Raw genomic sequence first — 17,582 nt, 5'->3', positions numbered from 1 at the left:
AGTTTGTGGAGCGGGCCGCGCCATGCCCTCTGCCGTGCCCTCTGCCATGCCCTCTGCCGAGGCGGCCGCCAACGGCGCCCGGGGCCTGCGGACCCTGCGCAAGCGGAATGCGATCCTCGAAGGGGCACGCCGCGAGTTCCTCCGCCACGGCTACGCCGCCACCTCGATGGACCGCGTCGCCAGGGCGGCAGCCGTGTCGAAGGCCACGGTGTACAGCCACTTCTCCGACAAGGAGGCCCTGTTCCGCGCCCTCACCGAACAGCTGGTGGGGGAGCGCCTCAGCGAGCTGTTCGGCGCCTCCCCCCGGGAGGCCCTGCCGAGCGAGCCCGCCGCCGCCCTGCGCGAACTGGCCGCCCGCTGCCTGGCCAGCCGCGAGGGCCAGCCTCCGTTCCTCTCCTTTCTGCGCCTGGTGATCGGCGAGTCGGAGCGCTTCCCCGAGCTGGCCAGAACCTTCGTGGCCCAGCTGGAGCGCACCGGCGTGGCCCAGGTGGTGCACCTGTTCGAAGCCCTGCCGGCCGGCCCTGACGCCGAGATGCGGGCCCGCGTGTTCATGGGCGCCCTGGTGCACCTGATCCTGATGCAGGATCTGCTGCACGGCCGCGAGGTGGCCCCGGTGGACCGCCAGACCTACGCCGCCGTGCTGGTGGACCTGGTGAGCCGGGTGGGGTGAGAGAGCTTGAACGCCTCGGCGACGCCCCTGGAGGGGATGTCAGGGGCCAGCACGAGGGCGAGGGGTCCTGGTGCTTGTTGGCCGTCTTGTTTGTTGGCCGTCTTGTTTGTTGGCGGTCTTGTTTGTTGGCGGTCTTGCTTGCAGGGCACCGACAAAGTACGGCTGCCCTTCCGTGGCAAGGCTGCGATGCTGATCAGACAGGGCTGAATCAGAAAGGTAGCGAAATGAACCAGTGGGTAACGATTGGCACGTTGCGCCTGGAGGCATCAATCAACACCATTTAAAGTTGATAGACAGCAATCCCGCTGGAGGCGCCATGGCTGATACCTGGATGGCTGACACCTGGATGATCCATGGGATGGAGTACACGAACTGCAACTGTGCCTGGGGCTGTCCCTGCCAGTTCAACGCTCCCAGCACCCATGGCCATTGCGAGGCCGTGGCGGGTGGAGTGATCGAGGAAGGTCACTTCAACACCACCGTGCTGGACGGCCTGCGCTGGGTGATGGTGCTCCAGTGGCCCGGTGAGATCGTGCAGGGCAACGGCACCCAGCAGGCGATCATCGATGAGCGGGCCGACCCCGAGCAGAGGGAGGCTCTCCGACGGATCCTGCACGGCGAGGCCACCCGTCCGGGCGCCACGCACTTCTTTGTCTTCAACAGCACGATGACCTCCGTGCTGGAGACACTGCACGCCCCCGTTCACGTGGAGATCGATGTGGGAGCGCGCCGTGGTCGGATCCACGTTCCCGATCTGGTGGACTCCACCGGCACCCCCATCCCCAACCCCTTCGGCGAGGGCGACTTCCAGGCCAGGATCAATCTCCCCAACGGGTTCGAATACACCCAGGCCGAGATCGGTTCAGGCAGCTCGCGCGTGCGGGCCGGAATCACCCTGGATCTGAGTGACAGCTACGGCCAGTTCAATGAACTCCACATGAATCAAGATGGGGTCATCCGCTGAGGTTCAGCTCCGCCTGGCCCGTCGGGACCGCTGGCTCCTCACGGCAGCGCTCATCCTCGTCACCACCTTGGCGTGGGCGGATCTCCTCCACATGGCGGCGACCATGCAGGCACCCATGGCCCCCGAGCCACTGGGGGAGCAGGCCTGGAGTCTCGGCGATGCCGCCGCGATGGTGGCGATGTGGATCGTGATGATGATCGCGATGATGGTGCCTTCAGCAGCGCCGATGGTGCTGCTCTATGGCGCCGTGGCTCGCAAGGCCAGGGATCAGGGCACCGTGCTGGCTCCATCGGTGGTTTTTCTGAGCGGCTACCTGCTGGTCTGGAGCGCCTTTTCAGTGGTCGCCACCCTGCTGCAATGGGGCCTCGATCAGGCTGCGCTGCTCTCCCCGATGCTGGTGCTCAGCAGTCCTTGGATCGGGGGGTCGATTCTGATCGCCGCCGGTTTCTACCAGTTCACCCCGGCCAAGCACGCCTGCCTGGCCCACTGCCGCTCCCCGGTGCATTTCCTCTCGGGGCACTGGCAGCCCGGCTGGTGCGGCGCGGTGCGGATGGGGCTCGAACACGGCCTCTACTGCCTGGGATGCTGCTGGATCCTGATGGCGTTGCTGTTTGTGGGAGGGGTGATGAATCTGGGCCTGATCGCCGCCATCTCGCTGTTCGTACTGGCGGAGAAGTTGCTGCCGTTCGGCGTCTGGGCCGGCCGCCTGGCGGGGGGTGGGGCGATGGTGGCAGGGCTGCTGATGCTGCCCCTGCGTCCCGGTTGAATCCGGATCACGAGAGCAGAGCCCGCAGCTTCCTGCCGCCGCTGCCGGCGAAGCCGTCGCGCTCATAGAACTCCAGGGTGCGGGGGAAGGCCGGCAGGGGCATCCGCCACCTCGGCCAGCGCGATCCGGTGGGTCACGGGGCAATCTCCCGGCACTGCTGGGGGAAGGAGACATCCAGCACCACGCAGCCCTGATCGGTGCGGAACGGGCCATGCACCTCCCCCGGGGGACGGCTGGCGTAGTGCCCAGGGGCTGATCGATCAGGGGCGCGACCGTGGCCGCGTGCTCCTGGGCCAGATCATGGTCGCCGCCGGGCAGCACCACCAGCCGGGCCGATGGAAGCCGCCCAGCCAGCCGCTGCCCCCGATGGCGGAGCCGAATCGCCACCGGTTGCCAGAAGCCGGCGTTGCCGGAGGCGCCGGGGAGCAACAGCAGCTGGGCCGGTGGCCCCGGGGTCATGGCTGCAGAACCAATGGCGTCAGCGCCCCTCGCAGTGCTCCACGGCGCGCAGATAGATCAGCTTGCCGGGCCCGCCCTGGCCCTGGAGCCGGTCCGAGGCCCGCAACCGGATCTGCTCGTCGATGCAGCGGTTGTAGCGGTGATCGCGCACAGCACCGGGCACCATCAGCACCGCGATCGCCACCAGGCTCAGGCTGCTGATCGCCGCCAGCAGGGGATAGGCGTGGGCCCGGATCATTTCCCTGGGGCTCAGCGTCTGTCCTTCGTGGTCGGCCATCGGAATCCGCGTCAATCACCAATCCTGCCCGAGGCCAAGTCCGATCCCGAAGCCGATCCCGAGGCTGCCAGCCCGTCCCGAAGGGGTTCAATCCCGATCGCACAGGACGCTCGCAGAGGACGATCACGCGGGGGGGGGGGGGAACGAGGTTCCCCCTTCGCGCAGCCGGCTCAGACACGCTTGACCAGATTCTCCCGGGAATCTCCGCCGGTCAGGGTGCTGAACATCGCCATCATCTGCTGCAGCAGCTGGTTGGCCTGGGCTTCCTGAACCTCCTGACTCAGGGTGGTGAGTTGGGCGCGGCGGTCATTGACCAGCTGGGCCAGACGTTCCACCAGTCTGGGATTGCCCTCGAGCAGGGGTCGCAGGTCGTTGCGCTCCACCTCGAGCAGCACGCTTTCCTCCGTTGTCCGCACGGTGGCGGTACGGGGTTGGTCCGTGAACACACTCATTTCGCCGAAGATTGTTCCGACACCGAGCTCAGCGACCTTCTTCTCGATGCCGCCCTCCATCAGCTTGATGACCTGAACACGGCCAGTGACGACCTGGAACATCGCAAAACCCTCATCCCCTTCCACCACCACGGCCTCCCCGGCCGCAAAGCGCAGACATCGGGTCAGCGGAGCGATCCGCTCCAACTGTTCGGAACTGAGGTGGCCGAAGAGCACATTCTCCCTGAGCAGATCCACCCGAGCTTCCAGGCCATAACCAGCCGGATCATCGATGGGGGCCGGCAGACGCTTGGGCCGCAGTTCACGAACCGGATAGGGCAGGGTTGTACCCTCCCGCTCCAGCACATACCAGATCTGCGCAAGCAACTGGCCGCGCAGAATATCGAAGCCGTTATCCGTTGGATCTTCCTGCCATACTTCCAGTTCATAGGTGATGGCATGATCCGCATAGGCATACACAAAGGCCGTCGGTTCAGGTTCGGCCAACACCAATGGATGGCGCCGAGCCACCTGCATCAACAGCTCCGTGGCCCGCTCCGGCGGCAGGGTGAGGTCGAGGTTGAGATGAATCTCACGGGCGATCGGGCCAGAGGGCCCGAAGCGTCGGATCTCCGTCGACCACATCCTGCTGTTGGGCATGGTGATCAGGGCACCATGCACGTGCCGAAGGCGGGTACTCATCAGGGTCAACGACACGACCCACCCTTCGATCTCATCACTGACGACGATGAAGTCGCCCTCCTGGAAGGGCGAATCAAGCTGTAGAACAATGCCGGCGAAAAAATCCTTGAGGGATTCCTGAGCAGCCAGGCCAATCACGGCTGTGAGGATGGCAGACGTGGTCACCAGGCCCACCACGTTGATGCGTGCCTGTTCCTGCAGGACAACCACCGTGATCACCCCAGCAATCACCAACAAGCCAAGATCTCGCAGGATCTTGGGTGGGCGTGGCCACCAGGAGAGAATCGTGGGAAATTCCAGCGTCAGCCATACCGACAGCTGCAGATAGGCATAGCTGGCAGTGATCAGCTGCACCGTGTCCAGCCAGGGAAGGACGTCAGGGGGAAACGACTGCTGGCGCAGGATGGTGATGACCAGCCAGCTGATGATGGCCAGCGTGGGCAGCCGCACCGGAATGGGTGGAAGCCTGCGCTTGCGGCAAATGAACAACACCGCAAGCAGCACCAGCTCCAGAAGGAAGGCGAGAAGGATGGTGTGAAAGATGACCATTCCCCAGCCTGGGCGAGTGCTTAAGACGAATGCTTGAGAGCGTGAATCAGGCCTTGGCGCGCCAGCGCATCAAGCCATGCATCCGGCAAGGCCCTGGGCGAATCCCCGTCTGGCACAAGGGCATCGAGCAGCTGACGGGCTCTGCGAGATGGAAGCCCATTCTGCGCAGTCTGGCGAGGCCCCGCCATCGGCTGGGTCCGGAATTGCCGATGGCGGACCGTCCGTCCCCTGGCCCCTGCCCCCGGGCCAGCTCACCGACACCCACCAGCGGTGCGGTGAGCCGGACCATCCCCCCGGATGGGGGACCCTGGCTTCAGCGGCAGCCCTGCACGGAGATCCGGTAGCTGAAGCCGGTGGAGCCGGGCTCCTTGGCCGTTCCGACTTTGAAGTTCACCTGACTGACGCGCTTGCCCTGGACCGCCGGGAACGGGCCGAACATCTTGCCGGTGCCCAGCGCGGGTTTCAGGGTTTCATTCACGACCCGCAGATTGCTGCCGTCGGTGAACTTCAGGTAGGCCTCGATCGGGTAGCTCCCCACGTCGGTGGAGTCGGCCGTGAAGAAGAGCTTGTAGCTGCTGTAGGAGCCGTCCACCGCAAAGTCGGTGTTCCAGTTGGTGCGGCCGATCGTCGAGCCGATCGGACCTTTGGGACGCTGCACCCGCTTCTTCACGATCGGGCCGGTGCCGCCGATCGGCTGAAGAAAGGTGCAGGGCCCCGCCGAGGCCGGCTGGGGAGCGAGCAGGGCCCCACAGGCGAGGCTGCCGGCCAGGCATCCCGCCCATAGGCGGCCGGGGGATGACGGTCTCAGGAGCATGGCGAAGCGGCAAGGGACCCCTTCATCGTGAACACACCCCGCCTGGTCCAGCCTCGGCGTCACTGACTGAAAGAACGCTGGCCGAGGCCTGGGAGGGCACCCGCCGCACCGCCAGCAGCACCCCCACCAGCACCAGCGCCGTGCCCAGCAGCACCGGCAGGCCCAGGGGTTCCGCCAGCACCGCCGCCGCGCTGAACACCGACACCACCAGGGTGAGCGAGCCCACGATCGCCACGGTGGCCACGCTGAAGCGGCGGTAACAGAGGCGCAGGCTCCACTCACTGCCCAGCACCACGGTGAGGGCATAGAGGCCGATCACCCCGGCCACCCACCACAGCTGCAGGTGCATGAAGTGCTCCGGCCCGAACAGCACCAGCCCGATCCCGAGGAACACCAGGGCGGCCAGCAGCGACGGCAGCCCGGTGGTGAGGCCGATGCCGAGACCCTCCCGCCCCAGCCGCCGCGCCGTGACCGCGCTGCAGGAAAAGCCCGCCACACCCAGGCCCCCCCAGCCCAGCCCGGCCAGTCGGTCCATCCCCATCGGCTCCCCGCGGCCCGCCGAAGCCAGCACCAGCCCCAGGCCGATCACGGCGGTGGTGAACCAGAAGCGACGGGGGAGCGGCTCGCCGAGCCACAGCCACGACAGCAGTGCCGAGACCGGCAGCACCAGGGTGAACAGCAGTGTCTTCTCGATCACGGCCAGGGCCTCGATCGCCATGTAGCTGCCCAGGGGCCCTGCCAGGCTCCCGGCCAGCATGTCCAGCCCCAGCAGCTGCCACTGATGGCGCTCCAGCCCCGGCAGCTGCCGGCGCAGCGCCGACCGGTCGGCGGCCATCAGGCTCAATCCGACCACGAGCAGGGCGAAGAAGAACAGGTTGCAGGCACTGATGGGGTTGAGACCATCGACGGAATGGCGCACACCGAGCAGCTGCAAGGCCCGCACCACGGTGCTCTCGAGACCCTTGAGCACCACATAGGCCATCAGAGCCCCCATGGCGGTGCGTCGTGACGTGGGCCCCAAGCATCGTGCCGGCCGCCTCGGCCCACAACCACCGCGGCGTCCTGGCTGGCGGTGCCGCCTAGCGAAGCCGCAGGGAGGGCGGGATGGCATCGAGGCGCCAGAGCTGGCGATGGGGGCGGAGCAGCTCCTGCCCGACGATCGCCTCGATGCCCAGGGCCGTGAACACCGGGTTGGCGGTCACGATCGCCTGCAGTGGAGGCGCCGAAGCGGCAGGGCCCGCCCCCAGGCGGGGCCCGTGGACCTGGATCCAGCGAGCGGGCTGCTCGCCGCAGAAGCCCGCCACCCGCAGCGGCCGGCCCGGTCCCGGCGACCCGAGGGCCAGCGCCAGCGCGGGGGTGATGAACAGTCCTTCCGCACCGGTGTCGGCGAGGGCCTGCACGCTGCCTGCAGCGCGGCCGGTGGCGAGGGACAGCAACGGCACGCCGCGGTGCCAGCGGAGGGGGACCGTCACCTCCCGGGTGGCCGCCCCCGCCGCGGCGTGGAGAGCCTGGCGGCCGAAGGCCAGCCTGCCGCCGAGCGGGTCGATCCAGAGGGGCAGCTGACGCAGCTGGGGGGCCCCCAGCACGCCATCGACATCCGGCGGCAGTCCTCCCACCGGCAGCACCAGGGCCTCGGCATCCCGGAGGCTGAGGGGTTCCTCGGCCCGGCCGGCCGGCTGGGGCTGGGCCAGCACGGTCAGCACCGGCAGCGTGGTGCGCCGCGGCTGCAGGGCCCGGCAACCCTGGCCGGCCCCGGCCAGGCCGAAGTCGGCCGGTGGGATGGGCGCGCTGGGAAGGCCGAGCCGCTGCACGAGCTGCGGCGAGACCAGGGTGGAGGAGGCGCCCGTGTCGACCAGGAAGCGCACCGGCCGGCCGGCGCTCTGCAGGCTCAGCACCGGCGTGTCTCCCCCAGCCGCGCGCTCCAGCGGCAGGCTCACCGAACCCGCCAGGGATCCGGGCCGGAGCGCCGGGCCCTCGAGCTGGATCAGGGCCGCGGTCAGGGCCGCGGCCAGGGCCCCGGGTGCCGGCATCAGCAGCGGGCCTGCCGCTCGGCACGGCGCAGGCCCGGGCGATCCCCGCCGGCCGGAGGCCTCGAACGCTGCATGGAAACCAGGCCAGAACCCGAGGCCAGATCTAAAACAGCAGCGCCCCCGTTCAATGCGGCACCGTGCCCGCCATCAACACCCTGCAGGACCTGATCGACTCCGGCAAGGTGATCGGCCTCGATGCCCTGCAGGAACAGAAAACCAATCTGCTGCGGGACATCCAGGGCAAGCTCCGCCAGATCGGCGCCTATGGCGGCGATCTCGATGGGCTCTACGGACCGATCACCGAACGGGCCCTGATCCTGTTCTGCCAGGCGGTGTACCTCGACACCATGCAGACCCAGCTGCTGGGGCCCACCTTCGCCACCAAACTGCTGCAGGCACCACCACCGGTCTTTCCGGCGGGCCAGGGGAAGCCAACGGGCTTCCGCGCGCCGGTGGGCGGCGTGGTGACCAGTGAATTCGGCAACCGGGTGCATCCGGTGACCGGGGAACTGCGGCTGCACAAGGGCATCGACATCGGCGGCAATGCCGGCCAGGCGGTGGTGGCGTCCGCCACCGGCACGGTGGTGATCGCCGGGGTGGTGTCGGGCTACGGCAACTTCGTGGAGATCAGCCACGGCGATGGACTCACCAGCGCCTATGCCCACCTGGCCCGCATCGATGTGCGCCAGGGCGCCACGATCCGCCAGGGAGAGCCCCTCGGGGTGGTGGGAGCCACCGGCGGGGTGACGGGGCCCCATCTCCACTTCGAGATCTTCCACAACGGCCTCCCCCAGAACCCCCGCGACTACGTGTCCTTCGCCTGAGCATCCGGCCAGCCCCAGGGCCAGGCCCCAAGGACAGGCACAAACACCCATTGCCCCGCCGGGGCTGCTCGACGAAGCTGTGCGCATCGGGATTCGGAGGCTCCACGGATGGAAGACACCCCCCCGCAGCAGACTTCAGGAGCGCGCTGACGATCCGGCCCCTGCTCCAACACTCTCAACGGATCACTGACGTCCCAGGCGTGTCGCAGGCTGTATCACCCCCTTCAGCCGTCGCCGTCCACCGCACCGTTCACGAGCCAGTCCTCGACCTCGCTCCCAGGTGCCCCGGATCCGACGGGACGTCCCCCTAGACACCTGGCCCCAGGTGCCAGCGCCGGCAGCTCCGCCACCACAACCTCATACACCAGCGATCTGACGATCCACCGACCGCACAGCTGCGCCCCGCCCCTCCGGGCAGGCACCACGGCTGAGCAGACAAGAGCCCGGGACAGCTGTCCCGGGCTTTGTTGTGGGGCTTTGTTGTGGGGCGTGGTTCAGGAGGCCGATCCCGGCCGGGAGCTCGAGCCACGGTCGGTTCGCCCTCCAACCGATGGCGGTCTGCCGAACACAGTCGTGAGGGCCGAATCGCGGCGTTCGGTTCACCCGATCCCGGAACCTTTCGGCAGCGGCGACAGTGTTGCCACGGGGGCGATGAGACCCCGCCACCACCGCACCTTCGCCACCAGAACCATGCTGAGTCTGCGTACATCTTCCCCCTTCGAACTGTTCGATCGCCTCGAGCAACAACTCACCCAGCAGCTGCAGGGAGCCGAGCGTGTACCCGCCGCCGAGGTCCATGAAACTCCCGAGGGGTATGCGATCACGCTCGAACTTCCCGGCGTCGACCGCGACGCGATCGACGTCAAAGCCACCGATCGCACCCTCGTGATCAGCGCCGAGCGCCGCAGCCAGCGGTCCGCACCGGCGGCCGAGCGACAGGCTGAAGCGGGCAGCGCCCAGACCTCCAAGCAGCAGCCCAGCGCCGGGGCCGGCCCGCTGCTGAGCGAGTTCCGCTACGGCACCTGGAGCCGCAGCTTCCGCTTCCCGATGCCGATCGAGGCCCAGCAGCTCAACGCCGTCTACCGCGACGGGCTGCTCACCATCACCGCCCCCAAGGCCCACAAGGTGACCTCCGTGGCCGTGAAGGTCGAAGGCTGAACCCGGCGCTGAACCGTCCTCACCGGTCCTGAATCCATGCCGCCCCCGGCCTGTGCCGGGGGCGGTTCGCTGTACTCAGGGCCCCCAGGCCGCGGCAACCGGGTCAGAATGAGTCTCACCTGCACGATCCCGAGCCATGGGCCGCGAACGCGATCCCTTCCGCATTCCACGCGCCGGCTGGGAAGTCGCCCCGGCGGCAGGCCTGGCCTCCCTGGATCTCAACGGCAGCGGCGGCGCCCTGGGCGGGGGGGAGTTCGTCACCGAATCCACCCTCGGCGGCATCGCCGTCTACGCGATCTACCAGGCCCTGCTCAGCGCCATGCGCACCGAAGCGATGCGGCGCCGCGGCGAGATCGACCGTGCCACCCAGATCCAGACGATCGGCGCCACGGTCTGGGAATCCAGCAAGCAGGGGGCCGTGGTGAGCGCCGCCCTGGGGGTGGTGCTGCTGGTCTTCCCCTGGATGAGCCTGCCGCTGACGCTGGTGGGGGTGGTCGGCATGGGCAAGGCCTCGCTGGATCTGTTCCACGCCTTCTGGGATGGCCTCAGCCCGGAGCAGCAGGCGGATCTCAGCCGCGCCGCCTTCGAGGCCGGCGTGAACCTGCGCCGTTTCTTCGAAGGCGACCCCACGGCGGAGGCAGCCCAGGCCGCCTGAGCTGGCCCTGCCCGCGCCAGCTGGGCGAAGCGATCAGCCCGCGGTCGGGAGAAGCCCCGCTGCCGCCAGCTCCTCGGTGAAGCCCAACGTGGTGCGCTCCTCGATCCGGTCGGGGAACAGCACCCCATCGAGGTGATCGCACTCGTGCTGCACCACCCGGGCATGGAAGCCCGCCACCTCCCGCGCCAGGGGACGCCCCTCCGCGTCGAGGCCCTCGTAGCGGATACGGCTCCAGCGGGGCACCCGACCCCGCAATCCCGGCACGCTGAGGCACCCCTCCCAGCCGCTCTCGCGCTCCAGGCCGAGCGGCGAGATCAGGGGATTGATCAGCACCGTCTCAGGAATCGGCGGTGCCTCGGGGTAGCGGGGATTGGCGCTGACCCCGAAGATCACCACCCGCAGCGGCACGCCGATCTGGGGTGCGGCCAGGCCGGCGCCATCGCGGGCGGCCATGGTGTCGCGCAGATCCTGGAGCAGGGCGCGGAGCTCCCCGGAACCGATCGCCTCGCCAGAGAGCGGCGTCGCCACCTGACGCAGGCGGGGATCCCCGAGGCGCAGAACGGGACGAATGGCCATTGCCGAGCTCCAGTGCGCGGTCCGATACGGGCTCCAGCCTGGCGAAGCCGGGCCCTGGCTGGCTGTGTAACCATCCCTGCAACAGCGTCCGGAGCATGGTGCCGACCCGCCCGACCCGACCAAGAGCGCAGCGACCTGCCGGTCCGCGCGGCTCCGCCGGAGCGGTGATCGGGGCTCCGGCCGCCCTGCCGCGTCAGCTGCTGGGTCCAGTGCTCGCTCTTGTGCTGGCCGTGTTGCTGGTGTGGCTGCCGTCCAGCCCGGGCCACGCCCAGATCAGCCTGGGCGAGAACCTCACCGGCACCAATGGCCGGGTGGTGCCGGAGAGCGTGAACCGGTTCGGCGACATCGAGGTGTCCGCCGTGACCTCACCGATCAACGGGCGCGAACTGTTCAAGATCGCCTCCCCCACGGTCTACGACCGCAGCCAGCCGCCGGAGGGAAGCGTTCCGGTGGAGCAGCGGGCCCGCGAGATCCATGCCCGGGTGGAGCTGGCGGCCCTGGAGCGGGGCATGGGTGGGGACAGCATGCGCGTGGAGACGGCCAAGCTCAACAACGTCACCGTGATCACGGTGCGCGACGAGGACCATCCCCGTCCGATGGTGCTGGCATCGGTCACCAGTGCCGATGCCAACTTCCATGGCGTCCCGGTGCAGGAGCTGGCCCAGCGCTGGCGCCGTGAGCTGGAGCGGGAAATCCGCGACTACGACATCAGTCTGCAGCCGGAGAACCTCACGCGCAGCCTGTGGCGCTTCCTGCGGATCCTGCTGGCGATGGTGGTGGCCACAGGCGTGATCCTCTTCCTGAAACGGCGGATCGCCCGACGCCAGCTGGTGCTGCAGCAGAAGCTGCAGGCGATCCGCGACCAGGCCGATCAGGAGGCCCCGTCCCCGTCCGAGCAGGGCCACGAAGGTGCCGGCCAGGACAGCCTGTTGCTCGGGCGGCACCGGTTCCTGGAGGCCACCCTGAACCGCCTGCCGATCAAACGGCGGCTGGGCGGCTGGAACCTGCTGCAGTGGCTGCTGTTCTGGGCCCTGCTGCTGCTCTGGTACGTGGGCGTCTACCTGTTGCTGCGCCAGTTCCCGGGGCTGGCCATGTTCAGCCGCGACTTCGCCGGCCTGCCGCTGAAGCTGCTGGTGGTGTGGTTCTGCACCACACTGGCGATCCGCTTCTGCTCGCGCCTGCTCGACCGCGTCGAGGCCCGCTGGGAGGAGCGCCATCCGGTGCAGGGCGGCGCCGCCGACCAGAGCCGCAGGCTGCGCCTGCGCTTCTCCACCATCATCGAGGCCACCAAGGGCCTGCTGGTGGTGCTGATCGCCCTGGTGGGGGTGCTCTCCGGACTGGGGGTGCTGGGGGTGCCGAGCAGCTCGATCCTGGCCATCGGCGGCCTGCTCGGCCTGGCGATCAGCTTCGGGGCCCAGAACCTGATCCGCGACCTGGTGAACGGCTTCCTGATCCTGGCGGAGGATCAGTTCGCCGTCGGCGACGTGATCAGCACCGCCGGAGCCACCGGACTGGTGGAGAGTCTCAACCTGCGCGTGACCCAGCTGCGCAGCCCCGGCGGGGAATTCATCACCATCCCCAACAGCGCCATCACCCAGGTCAACAACCTCACCCGCAACTGGTCCCGGGTGAACGTGAGCGTGGAGGTGGACTGTGACGCCGATCCGCTCGAGGCCCTGGCGGTGACCCGCGCCACCGGAGAGCACCTGCACCAGGACCCGGCCTGGGCCGACAGCATCCTGGCGCCACCCGCCGTGCTGGGCCTCGATGCGATCGGCCACGCCGGCCTGACCATCACCACCTGGATCGACACCGCCCCCGGCCGCCAGTGGGACGTGAGCCGGGAATTCCGGCTGCGCCTGCTGCAGAACCTGCGCGGGGCAGGCATCCCCCTGGGCACTCCGCGCCAGACGAACCTCAACCCCCAGCTGCGGAAGTCCGCCCTGGCAATCGGGGCGGCCGCCATAGGCTCGGAACCCTGATCACCAGGGAGAACGGCCATGCCCCTTGCCGTGCAACGCCGCCTTGGAGCCGTTCTGGGGGGGTCGCTGGCCCTGCTCGGGCTCGGAGTCTGGCTGCGTCCCTACCTGGCCAGCAGCTGGGCCCCCGAGGCCGCACCCCGGGCAGTCCCCCAGCAGCCCCAGCCGCAGCTCACCAGCCTGCTGCCCACCGATCCCTCCCTGAGCCGCACCGCCGACGGCCGCCACTACCCCCTGGTGCCCTCGGATCCCCGCCAGCTGGCCGCCCTGCTGGGCCAGGTGGAGGCCGCCCTCCGCTCCCCGCAGACCCCCGAGGCTGAGCTGCCCGACCTGGGTCACCAGCAACAGGTGATCTACCGCGTGCTCTCCCACCGCAACGCCCTGGCCCAACAGGTGCGCGCCCAGCTCGAGCCCCGCTGGCAGAGCATCTTCGACCGCCATCTCGCCGCCCGGCGCGAGTTCCTGGCCATGCACAAAGGCGGCCGCAAGCCCACCTCCCTGCCGGCCTGGCGGATCATCGAACCCGAGCCCGCCGAAGCCCTGATCGGCTACTACAGGGAGGCCGAGGCGGCCACGGGCATCCCCTGGGAGGTGCTGGCGGCCGTGAACCTGGTGGAAACCGGCATGGGCCGCATCGATGGGGTGTCGGTCGCCAATGCCCAGGGGCCGATGCAGTTCCTGCCCACCACCTGGGCCGAACGGGGCATCGGCAAGGGGGACATCCGCAATCCCCACGACGCCATCCAGGCCGCGGCCCGCTACCTGGTCCGCCGCGGCGGACTCCAGGACATCCGCAAGGGCCTCTGGGGGTACAACAACAGCGACCACTACGGCCGGGCGGTGCTCCACTACGCCTCCCTGATCGAGGAGGATCCGCGCGCCTACATCGGCCTCTACCACTGGGAGATCCACTTCGGCACCGCCGCCGGGGATGTCTGGTTGCCGGTGGGCTACGACCACGCCCAGCGGGTGCCGCTGCTGGCCTTCCTGCAGCAGTCGCCCGCCAGCGCTCCGCCGCCCGGTTCCTCGGGCTACTGATCCCGCTCGGGCCTGCTCAGGCCGGCGCCTCGGCGGGTTGAAGCGCGATCCGCTTGCGCACCCCCTCGGGGAGATTGCGGGAGATCGGGCAGAGGGCCATGCGCTCCTGCATCCAGGCGATCGCCTCGGCGTCGGCCAGCCCGCGCTCCTCGACCGTGGCGGCGGGATCGAGGCGCATGCGGAAGTCGCCTTCGACGCTCTCGACGATCCAGGTGCTGCTGGTGCGGACCGTGAACGCGGCTTCCACCGTGGCCAGGGGGATCCGCCGCTCGCGGGCGTTGGCCACCAGGTACGTGTGCTGACAGAGCAGCAGGGAGATCAGGTAGAGCCGGAAGCCCGGCATGGTGAGGCTGAGCTGCTGGGGTTCCCACAGCCCCGCCGGGGTGAGGAACTCCACCACCAGGGCGCTGGTGGCGCGCTCGGGGGCGGGATGGCTGCTGCGCAGCCGGAACTGGAAGACGCGCTGGTCCATCAGGGGTGGGCGAAAGGGGCAGGAGTACTGGCCCGGGGTCCGGAGCGGGCCATCGGGGCGGCAGGCACGGCCGCAGGGGCCACGGGCTCATGGCGGCGCCAGGCCTCCGCTCCGGTGAGCAGGGCCGAACCGATCAGCAGGGCCGAGAAGCCCTGCCGCAGGCGTCGATCGGGAAGGTGGGGAGCCAGCCACTGCCCCAGGAAGGCCCCGGCGGCGCCACCCACCAGCAGGGGCAGCAGCAGCGGCACGGCGCTGCTGGGCCAGTGGCCGAGGGCCAGCAGGGCCACCCCGGCGTTCACCGCGATCAGCACCAGGCTGGTGCCGCTGGCCAGGGCCATCGGCAACCCGGCGATCAGCACCAGAGCCGGCACGATCGCGAACCCCCCGCCTACGCCGGCGATGCCGGTGAGCAGGCCCACCACCACCCCCTGGGCCGCCAGGGGGAGGGCGCCGGCGAGGCCGCGGGGCAGGGTGGCCTCGGCAGGGTGGCGCCCAGGGCGGGTGAGCAGCCAGGAGGCCACCAGCGCCGCCACGGTGAACACCCCCAGCTGGACGGCTTCGGGGATGAGGCCGGCCTTCACCAGGCTGCCGCCGATCCAGCTGCCGGCCAGGGCGGGGATGCCGAGGATGAGGGCCGGCCGGAGGGCCACCTGGCGACGGCGCAGGTAGGGCCCCACGTTCCCCAGGGCCAGCAGGGCCACCACGATCAACGACAGGGGCACCGCCTGCCGCGTGGGCAGCCCGGCGCCGCTCACCAGCAGGGGCAGCAGCAGGATCGAACCTCCCGCCCCCAGCACCGCCAGCAGGAAGCCGATCAGCCCACCGCCAGCCAGCAGCAGCAGGGCCGTGGCCTCGATCACAGCGTCACCCGGTTCCAGGGCATGGCCGCCAGCAGGCGGGCCATGCCGCAGAAACCGCTGATCCCCGCGAAGACCAGGCCGGCCCCGACAAAGCCGGACAGCCAGATCCAGCCCGGCGCCACCGTCTGGCTGAGGATCACCCCCAGCAGCACCAGGGAACCGGCGGCAATCTGCACCTGCCGCATCAGCGGCAGCGGCGCCCCCGCCATCCGACGCACGGGGTAGCCGGCCTGCTGCCAGGCGGGCACGCCGCCCTCCAGGTCCACCACCGGCTCCGGGTGGCCCTGCTGCAGCAGCTGGGCCAGCCCCTTGGCGCTGCGGTTGCCGCTGTGGCACACCAGAACCAGGGGGCCGCCCGGCAGCTCCGTGCGGCTGAGGCGGGCCAGCGGCACGTTGATGCTGCCGGCGATGTGACCGCCGGCGTATTCCACCGGCTCACGCACATCGATCACGGTCACCGCCCGGGCGGCCAGCCGGTCGGCCAGCTCCTGGGGCGAGATGCGGGCGAGCTCGGTGGGGGGGGTGGCGCCGAGGTTGGTGGGGGGGGAGGTCGTGGTCATGGGAGGTGGCTTGGGGTGGGGGGAATCAGGTCGGAAGCAAGAAGGGGTGCCGGGGCGTCAGGCTCCGGCCGGCGGGGCGCCGGTCTCCACCGGGTAGCCCTCGTCGCGCCAGCGGCGCAGGCCGCCACGGAGGTTGGCCACCTGCTGACGCCCGGCCTTCAGCAGCTGCTGGGTGGCCAGGGCCGAACGGCTGCCCGAATGGCATACGAGCACCAGGGGGCGGTCCTGGGGCAGCTCGGCGGCCCGGGCCTCCAGCTCCGGCAGGGGCAGGAGCTGGCTGCCGGGGATGCGGCCGTCGGGGCCGGTGAATTCCTCGGGTGCCCGCACGTCCACCAGGGCCACCTCGCCGCTGTGGGCCTCCACCCAGGCGGGGGAGAGTTCCGGCAGACCGGCGTAGCTGCGCACCAGCGGCGCCCAGCTGGCCTGGGGCTCCGGCTGCCGCGGCCGGCCCGAGCGCATGTTGCCGGGCAGGGCCTCGGCGATGCGGTGGGGATGGGGCAGCTTCATGTTCTCCATGTGCCCCACGAAGTCCCGCTCGGTGGCGCTGCCCCCCAGGCGGGCGTTGAAGGCCTTCTCCTCCGCCACGGAGGTGACGCCGCGGCCGGTGTAGTCGTGGCCGGGATAGAGCAGGCAGCTGTCCGGCAGGGTGAGGATCTGGCCGGTGATCGAGCTCCACAGCGTGTGGGCGTTGCCCTGCTGGAAATCACAGCGGCCGCAGCCCCGCACCAGCAGGGCATCGCCGGTGAAGGCCATGGCGTGGTCATCGAGCACGTAGGTGACGCAGCCGTTGGTGTGGCCCGGCGTGCTGCGCACCTCCAGGAAGCGCCGGCCGAAGCTCACCCGATCGCCATGGGCCAGGGGCAGGGTCACGTTCTCGGCGCCGGCGGCGGCGGCCAGGCCGATGGCGCAGCCGGTGGCCTCGTGCAGCAGCCAGCTGCCGGTGACGTGATCGGCATGGGCGTGGGTGTCGAGCGAGGCCACCAGCTCGAGGCCCAGCTCCTGCACCAGGGAGAGGTCGCGCCGGTGCTGCTCGTACACCGGATCGATGATCACGCCCTGCCGGCTCGCCACATCGGCGAGCAGATAGGTGTAGGTGCCGGTGTCGGCATCGAACAGCTGGCGCAGGAGCAGCGGAGCACCACCGGCGGCGGCGGCCAGGAGGGAGGAGCCCACCACGGCAGGCGCTGGAGCGGTGGGCGCCGGAGCGGTGGGGGCGATGCCCCCGGGGGAAGGAACGGCCATGCGGCATCCCTGCAGACTGGTATGACGATAGCCGCATAAAGGGGACCAGCGCAATCCATGCCGCCGGTCCCCGCGCCGCCTCCACCCCTGGGCAGCGCGGTGAACGCCATGGCACAATGCTTCTAGCGTCATAAAGAACAGCCATGGCCTGCCCGGGCACCATGCCCTCTCCCCAGCTGCTCGAGGAGTACTGCCAGTTCTTCCGGATCCTCAGTGAACCGGCACGGCTGCAGTTGCTCTGCCAGCTGAAGCAGGGACCGATGGACGTGGCCGCCCTGATCGAGGCCACCGGCTTCTCCCAGTCGCACATCAGCCGCCAGCTGGGCCAGTTGCAGCGCGCCGGCCTGGTGCGCTGCGAACGGGATGGGGTGCGCACGATCTGGCATGCCGACAGCGATCTGGTCGATGACCTCTGCAACCTGGTGCAGACCCGCCTGAAGCAGCGGCTGGAAGCCCAGCTCGCCCAGCTCGAGGCCGCCTGATCCGCACCCGGCACCAGCAGCACAGCGCCGGCCGGTCGACCATGACAGGATCACGCCACGTCCAGCCCCCCTGA

The 17,582-nt window shown here is 69.7% G+C and carries 19 protein-coding genes; 9 read left to right on the top strand and 10 right to left on the bottom strand.

Annotated features, from left to right (window positions below; translation table 11 throughout):
- Positions 1 to 46 precede the first annotated feature (46 nt).
- From ACLNEE_RS05825 to ACLNEE_RS05815, 3 genes are all read left to right on the top strand, one after another.
- Positions 47 to 670: a TetR/AcrR family transcriptional regulator gene (locus ACLNEE_RS05825; protein ID WP_412006889.1), complete on the top strand. Its 624-nt coding sequence runs from the start codon at positions 47 to 49 to the stop codon at positions 668 to 670.
- Between the two features lie 331 nt (positions 671 to 1,001).
- Positions 1,002 to 1,634, top strand: a complete 633-nt coding sequence (locus ACLNEE_RS05820) for a DUF1326 domain-containing protein (RefSeq protein WP_412006888.1) — start codon at positions 1,002 to 1,004, stop codon at positions 1,632 to 1,634.
- Positions 1,618 to 2,400, top strand: a complete 783-nt coding sequence (locus ACLNEE_RS05815; protein WP_411422378.1) for a DUF2182 domain-containing protein — start codon at positions 1,618 to 1,620, stop codon at positions 2,398 to 2,400. The genes ACLNEE_RS05820 and ACLNEE_RS05815 overlap by 17 nt, the downstream gene beginning before the upstream one ends.
- Before the next feature lie 478 nt (positions 2,401 to 2,878).
- On the opposite strand, the gene ACLNEE_RS05810 is transcribed toward ACLNEE_RS05815, so the two are convergent.
- The 5 genes from ACLNEE_RS05810 to ACLNEE_RS05790 form a co-directional block, all read right to left on the bottom strand.
- Positions 2,879 to 3,136 (bottom strand): hypothetical protein, encoded by a 258-nt coding sequence (locus tag ACLNEE_RS05810; RefSeq protein ID WP_411422377.1) that lies wholly within the window; start codon positions 3,134 to 3,136, stop codon positions 2,879 to 2,881.
- 170 nt (positions 3,137 to 3,306) lie between these two features.
- Complete coding sequence (locus ACLNEE_RS05805; RefSeq protein WP_411422376.1) at positions 3,307 to 4,818, bottom strand: cyclic nucleotide-binding domain-containing protein; 1,512 nt, start codon at positions 4,816 to 4,818, stop codon at positions 3,307 to 3,309.
- Between the two features lie 313 nt (positions 4,819 to 5,131).
- A complete protein-coding gene (locus ACLNEE_RS05800) occupies positions 5,132 to 5,632 on the bottom strand; it encodes a hypothetical protein (protein ID WP_411422375.1) in 501 nt (166 codons plus the stop codon).
- A 22-nt stretch (positions 5,633 to 5,654) separates the two neighbouring features.
- Positions 5,655 to 6,626, bottom strand: a complete 972-nt coding sequence (locus ACLNEE_RS05795) for a hypothetical protein (RefSeq protein ID WP_412006887.1) — start codon at positions 6,624 to 6,626, stop codon at positions 5,655 to 5,657.
- 85 nt (positions 6,627 to 6,711) lie between these two features.
- Positions 6,712 to 7,662, bottom strand: a complete 951-nt coding sequence (locus ACLNEE_RS05790; RefSeq protein WP_411422373.1) for a retropepsin-like aspartic protease — start codon at positions 7,660 to 7,662, stop codon at positions 6,712 to 6,714.
- A gap of 137 nt (positions 7,663 to 7,799) precedes the next feature.
- On the opposite strand from ACLNEE_RS05790, the gene ACLNEE_RS05785 reads away from it, so the two are divergent.
- The 3 genes from ACLNEE_RS05785 to ACLNEE_RS05775 all read left to right on the top strand — a co-directional run bounded on the left by ACLNEE_RS05785 (position 7,800) and on the right by ACLNEE_RS05775 (position 10,299).
- Positions 7,800 to 8,486 (top strand): M23 family metallopeptidase, encoded by a 687-nt coding sequence (locus ACLNEE_RS05785; RefSeq protein WP_411422372.1) that lies wholly within the window; start codon positions 7,800 to 7,802, stop codon positions 8,484 to 8,486.
- A 651-nt stretch (positions 8,487 to 9,137) separates the two neighbouring features.
- Positions 9,138 to 9,644, top strand: a complete 507-nt coding sequence (locus ACLNEE_RS05780) for an Hsp20/alpha crystallin family protein (protein WP_412006886.1) — start codon at positions 9,138 to 9,140, stop codon at positions 9,642 to 9,644.
- Between the two features lie 136 nt (positions 9,645 to 9,780).
- Positions 9,781 to 10,299, top strand: coding sequence for a hypothetical protein (locus ACLNEE_RS05775; protein WP_411422370.1), 519 nt, complete (start codon positions 9,781 to 9,783; stop codon positions 10,297 to 10,299).
- Between the two features lie 33 nt (positions 10,300 to 10,332).
- Here ACLNEE_RS05775 and def read toward each other — a convergent pair whose 3' ends face one another.
- Positions 10,333 to 10,875 (bottom strand): peptide deformylase, encoded by a 543-nt coding sequence (gene def, locus ACLNEE_RS05770; RefSeq protein WP_411422369.1) that lies wholly within the window; start codon positions 10,873 to 10,875, stop codon positions 10,333 to 10,335.
- Between the two features lie 95 nt (positions 10,876 to 10,970).
- Here def and ACLNEE_RS05765 point away from each other — a divergent pair, with 95 nt between their 5' ends.
- Together ACLNEE_RS05765 and ACLNEE_RS05760 are read left to right on the top strand one after the other, a co-directional pair.
- The gene (locus ACLNEE_RS05765) at positions 10,971 to 12,857 is read left to right on the top strand and encodes a mechanosensitive ion channel family protein (protein WP_411422368.1); all 1,887 of its coding nucleotides are present in this window, start codon (positions 10,971 to 10,973) and stop codon (positions 12,855 to 12,857) included.
- An 18-nt stretch (positions 12,858 to 12,875) separates the two neighbouring features.
- Positions 12,876 to 13,892 (top strand): lytic transglycosylase domain-containing protein, encoded by a 1,017-nt coding sequence (locus ACLNEE_RS05760; RefSeq protein ID WP_411422367.1) that lies wholly within the window; start codon positions 12,876 to 12,878, stop codon positions 13,890 to 13,892.
- 16 nt (positions 13,893 to 13,908) lie between these two features.
- On the opposite strand, the gene ACLNEE_RS05755 is transcribed toward ACLNEE_RS05760, so the two are convergent.
- Genes ACLNEE_RS05755 through ACLNEE_RS05740 form a run of 4 tightly spaced genes read right to left on the bottom strand, consistent with a single transcriptional unit; the run spans position 13,909 to position 17,026 of the window.
- On the bottom strand, positions 13,909 to 14,364 hold the full coding sequence (locus ACLNEE_RS05755; protein ID WP_411422366.1) for a hypothetical protein: 456 nt from the start codon (positions 14,362 to 14,364) through the stop codon (positions 13,909 to 13,911).
- Entirely contained in the window at positions 14,364 to 15,224 is an 861-nt protein-coding gene (locus ACLNEE_RS05750; RefSeq protein WP_411422365.1) for a sulfite exporter TauE/SafE family protein, read from the bottom strand. The genes ACLNEE_RS05755 and ACLNEE_RS05750 overlap by 1 nt, the downstream gene beginning before the upstream one ends.
- Positions 15,221 to 15,784, bottom strand: a complete 564-nt coding sequence (locus tag ACLNEE_RS05745) for a rhodanese-like domain-containing protein (RefSeq protein WP_411422364.1) — start codon at positions 15,782 to 15,784, stop codon at positions 15,221 to 15,223. The genes ACLNEE_RS05750 and ACLNEE_RS05745 overlap by 4 nt, the downstream gene beginning before the upstream one ends.
- Before the next feature lie 57 nt (positions 15,785 to 15,841).
- Positions 15,842 to 17,026 (bottom strand): rhodanese-like domain-containing protein, encoded by a 1,185-nt coding sequence (locus ACLNEE_RS05740; protein ID WP_411422363.1) that lies wholly within the window; start codon positions 17,024 to 17,026, stop codon positions 15,842 to 15,844.
- Between the two features lie 143 nt (positions 17,027 to 17,169).
- Between ACLNEE_RS05740 and ACLNEE_RS05735 the strand changes: the two genes are divergently transcribed.
- The gene (locus tag ACLNEE_RS05735; protein WP_411422362.1) at positions 17,170 to 17,508 is read left to right on the top strand and encodes an ArsR/SmtB family transcription factor; all 339 of its coding nucleotides are present in this window, start codon (positions 17,170 to 17,172) and stop codon (positions 17,506 to 17,508) included.
- The last annotated feature ends 74 nt before the right edge of the window (positions 17,509 to 17,582 follow it).

The organism is Aphanothece stagnina RSMan2012 (assembly GCF_046764815.1).
In the GTDB taxonomy this organism is placed as follows: domain Bacteria; phylum Cyanobacteriota; class Cyanobacteriia; order PCC-6307; family Cyanobiaceae; genus NIES-981.
Note: the sequence above shows the minus strand (reverse complement) of the source record. Positions and strands in the feature narration are given on the sequence as shown.

Coding starts and splice junctions, on each gene's coding strand:
- ACLNEE_RS05735 (WP_411422362.1), top strand. CDS start 17,170: ATGGCCTGCCCGGGCACCATGCCCTCTCCCCAGCTGCTCGAGGAGTAC.
- ACLNEE_RS05795 (WP_412006887.1), bottom strand. CDS start 6,626: ATGGGGGCTCTGATGGCCTATGTGGTGCTCAAGGGTCTCGAGAGCACC.
- ACLNEE_RS05805 (WP_411422376.1), bottom strand. CDS start 4,818: ATGGTCATCTTTCACACCATCCTTCTCGCCTTCCTTCTGGAGCTGGTG.
- ACLNEE_RS05825 (WP_412006889.1), top strand. CDS start 47: ATGCCCTCTGCCGAGGCGGCCGCCAACGGCGCCCGGGGCCTGCGGACC.
- ACLNEE_RS05755 (WP_411422366.1), bottom strand. CDS start 14,364: ATGGACCAGCGCGTCTTCCAGTTCCGGCTGCGCAGCAGCCATCCCGCC.
- ACLNEE_RS05820 (WP_412006888.1), top strand. CDS start 1,002: ATGGCTGACACCTGGATGATCCATGGGATGGAGTACACGAACTGCAAC.
- ACLNEE_RS05745 (WP_411422364.1), bottom strand. CDS start 15,784: ATGACCACGACCTCCCCCCCCACCAACCTCGGCGCCACCCCCCCCACC.
- ACLNEE_RS05815 (WP_411422378.1), top strand. CDS start 1,618: ATGGGGTCATCCGCTGAGGTTCAGCTCCGCCTGGCCCGTCGGGACCGC.
- ACLNEE_RS05740 (WP_411422363.1), bottom strand. CDS start 17,026: ATGGCCGTTCCTTCCCCCGGGGGCATCGCCCCCACCGCTCCGGCGCCC.
- ACLNEE_RS05800 (WP_411422375.1), bottom strand. CDS start 5,632: ATGCTCCTGAGACCGTCATCCCCCGGCCGCCTATGGGCGGGATGCCTG.
- ACLNEE_RS05780 (WP_412006886.1), top strand. CDS start 9,138: ATGAGACCCCGCCACCACCGCACCTTCGCCACCAGAACCATGCTGAGT.
- ACLNEE_RS05790 (WP_411422373.1), bottom strand. CDS start 7,662: ATGCCGGCACCCGGGGCCCTGGCCGCGGCCCTGACCGCGGCCCTGATC.
- def (WP_411422369.1), bottom strand. CDS start 10,875: ATGGCCATTCGTCCCGTTCTGCGCCTCGGGGATCCCCGCCTGCGTCAG.
- ACLNEE_RS05765 (WP_411422368.1), top strand. CDS start 10,971: ATGGTGCCGACCCGCCCGACCCGACCAAGAGCGCAGCGACCTGCCGGT.
- ACLNEE_RS05760 (WP_411422367.1), top strand. CDS start 12,876: ATGCCCCTTGCCGTGCAACGCCGCCTTGGAGCCGTTCTGGGGGGGTCG.
- ACLNEE_RS05810 (WP_411422377.1), bottom strand. CDS start 3,136: ATGGCCGACCACGAAGGACAGACGCTGAGCCCCAGGGAAATGATCCGG.
- ACLNEE_RS05775 (WP_411422370.1), top strand. CDS start 9,781: ATGGGCCGCGAACGCGATCCCTTCCGCATTCCACGCGCCGGCTGGGAA.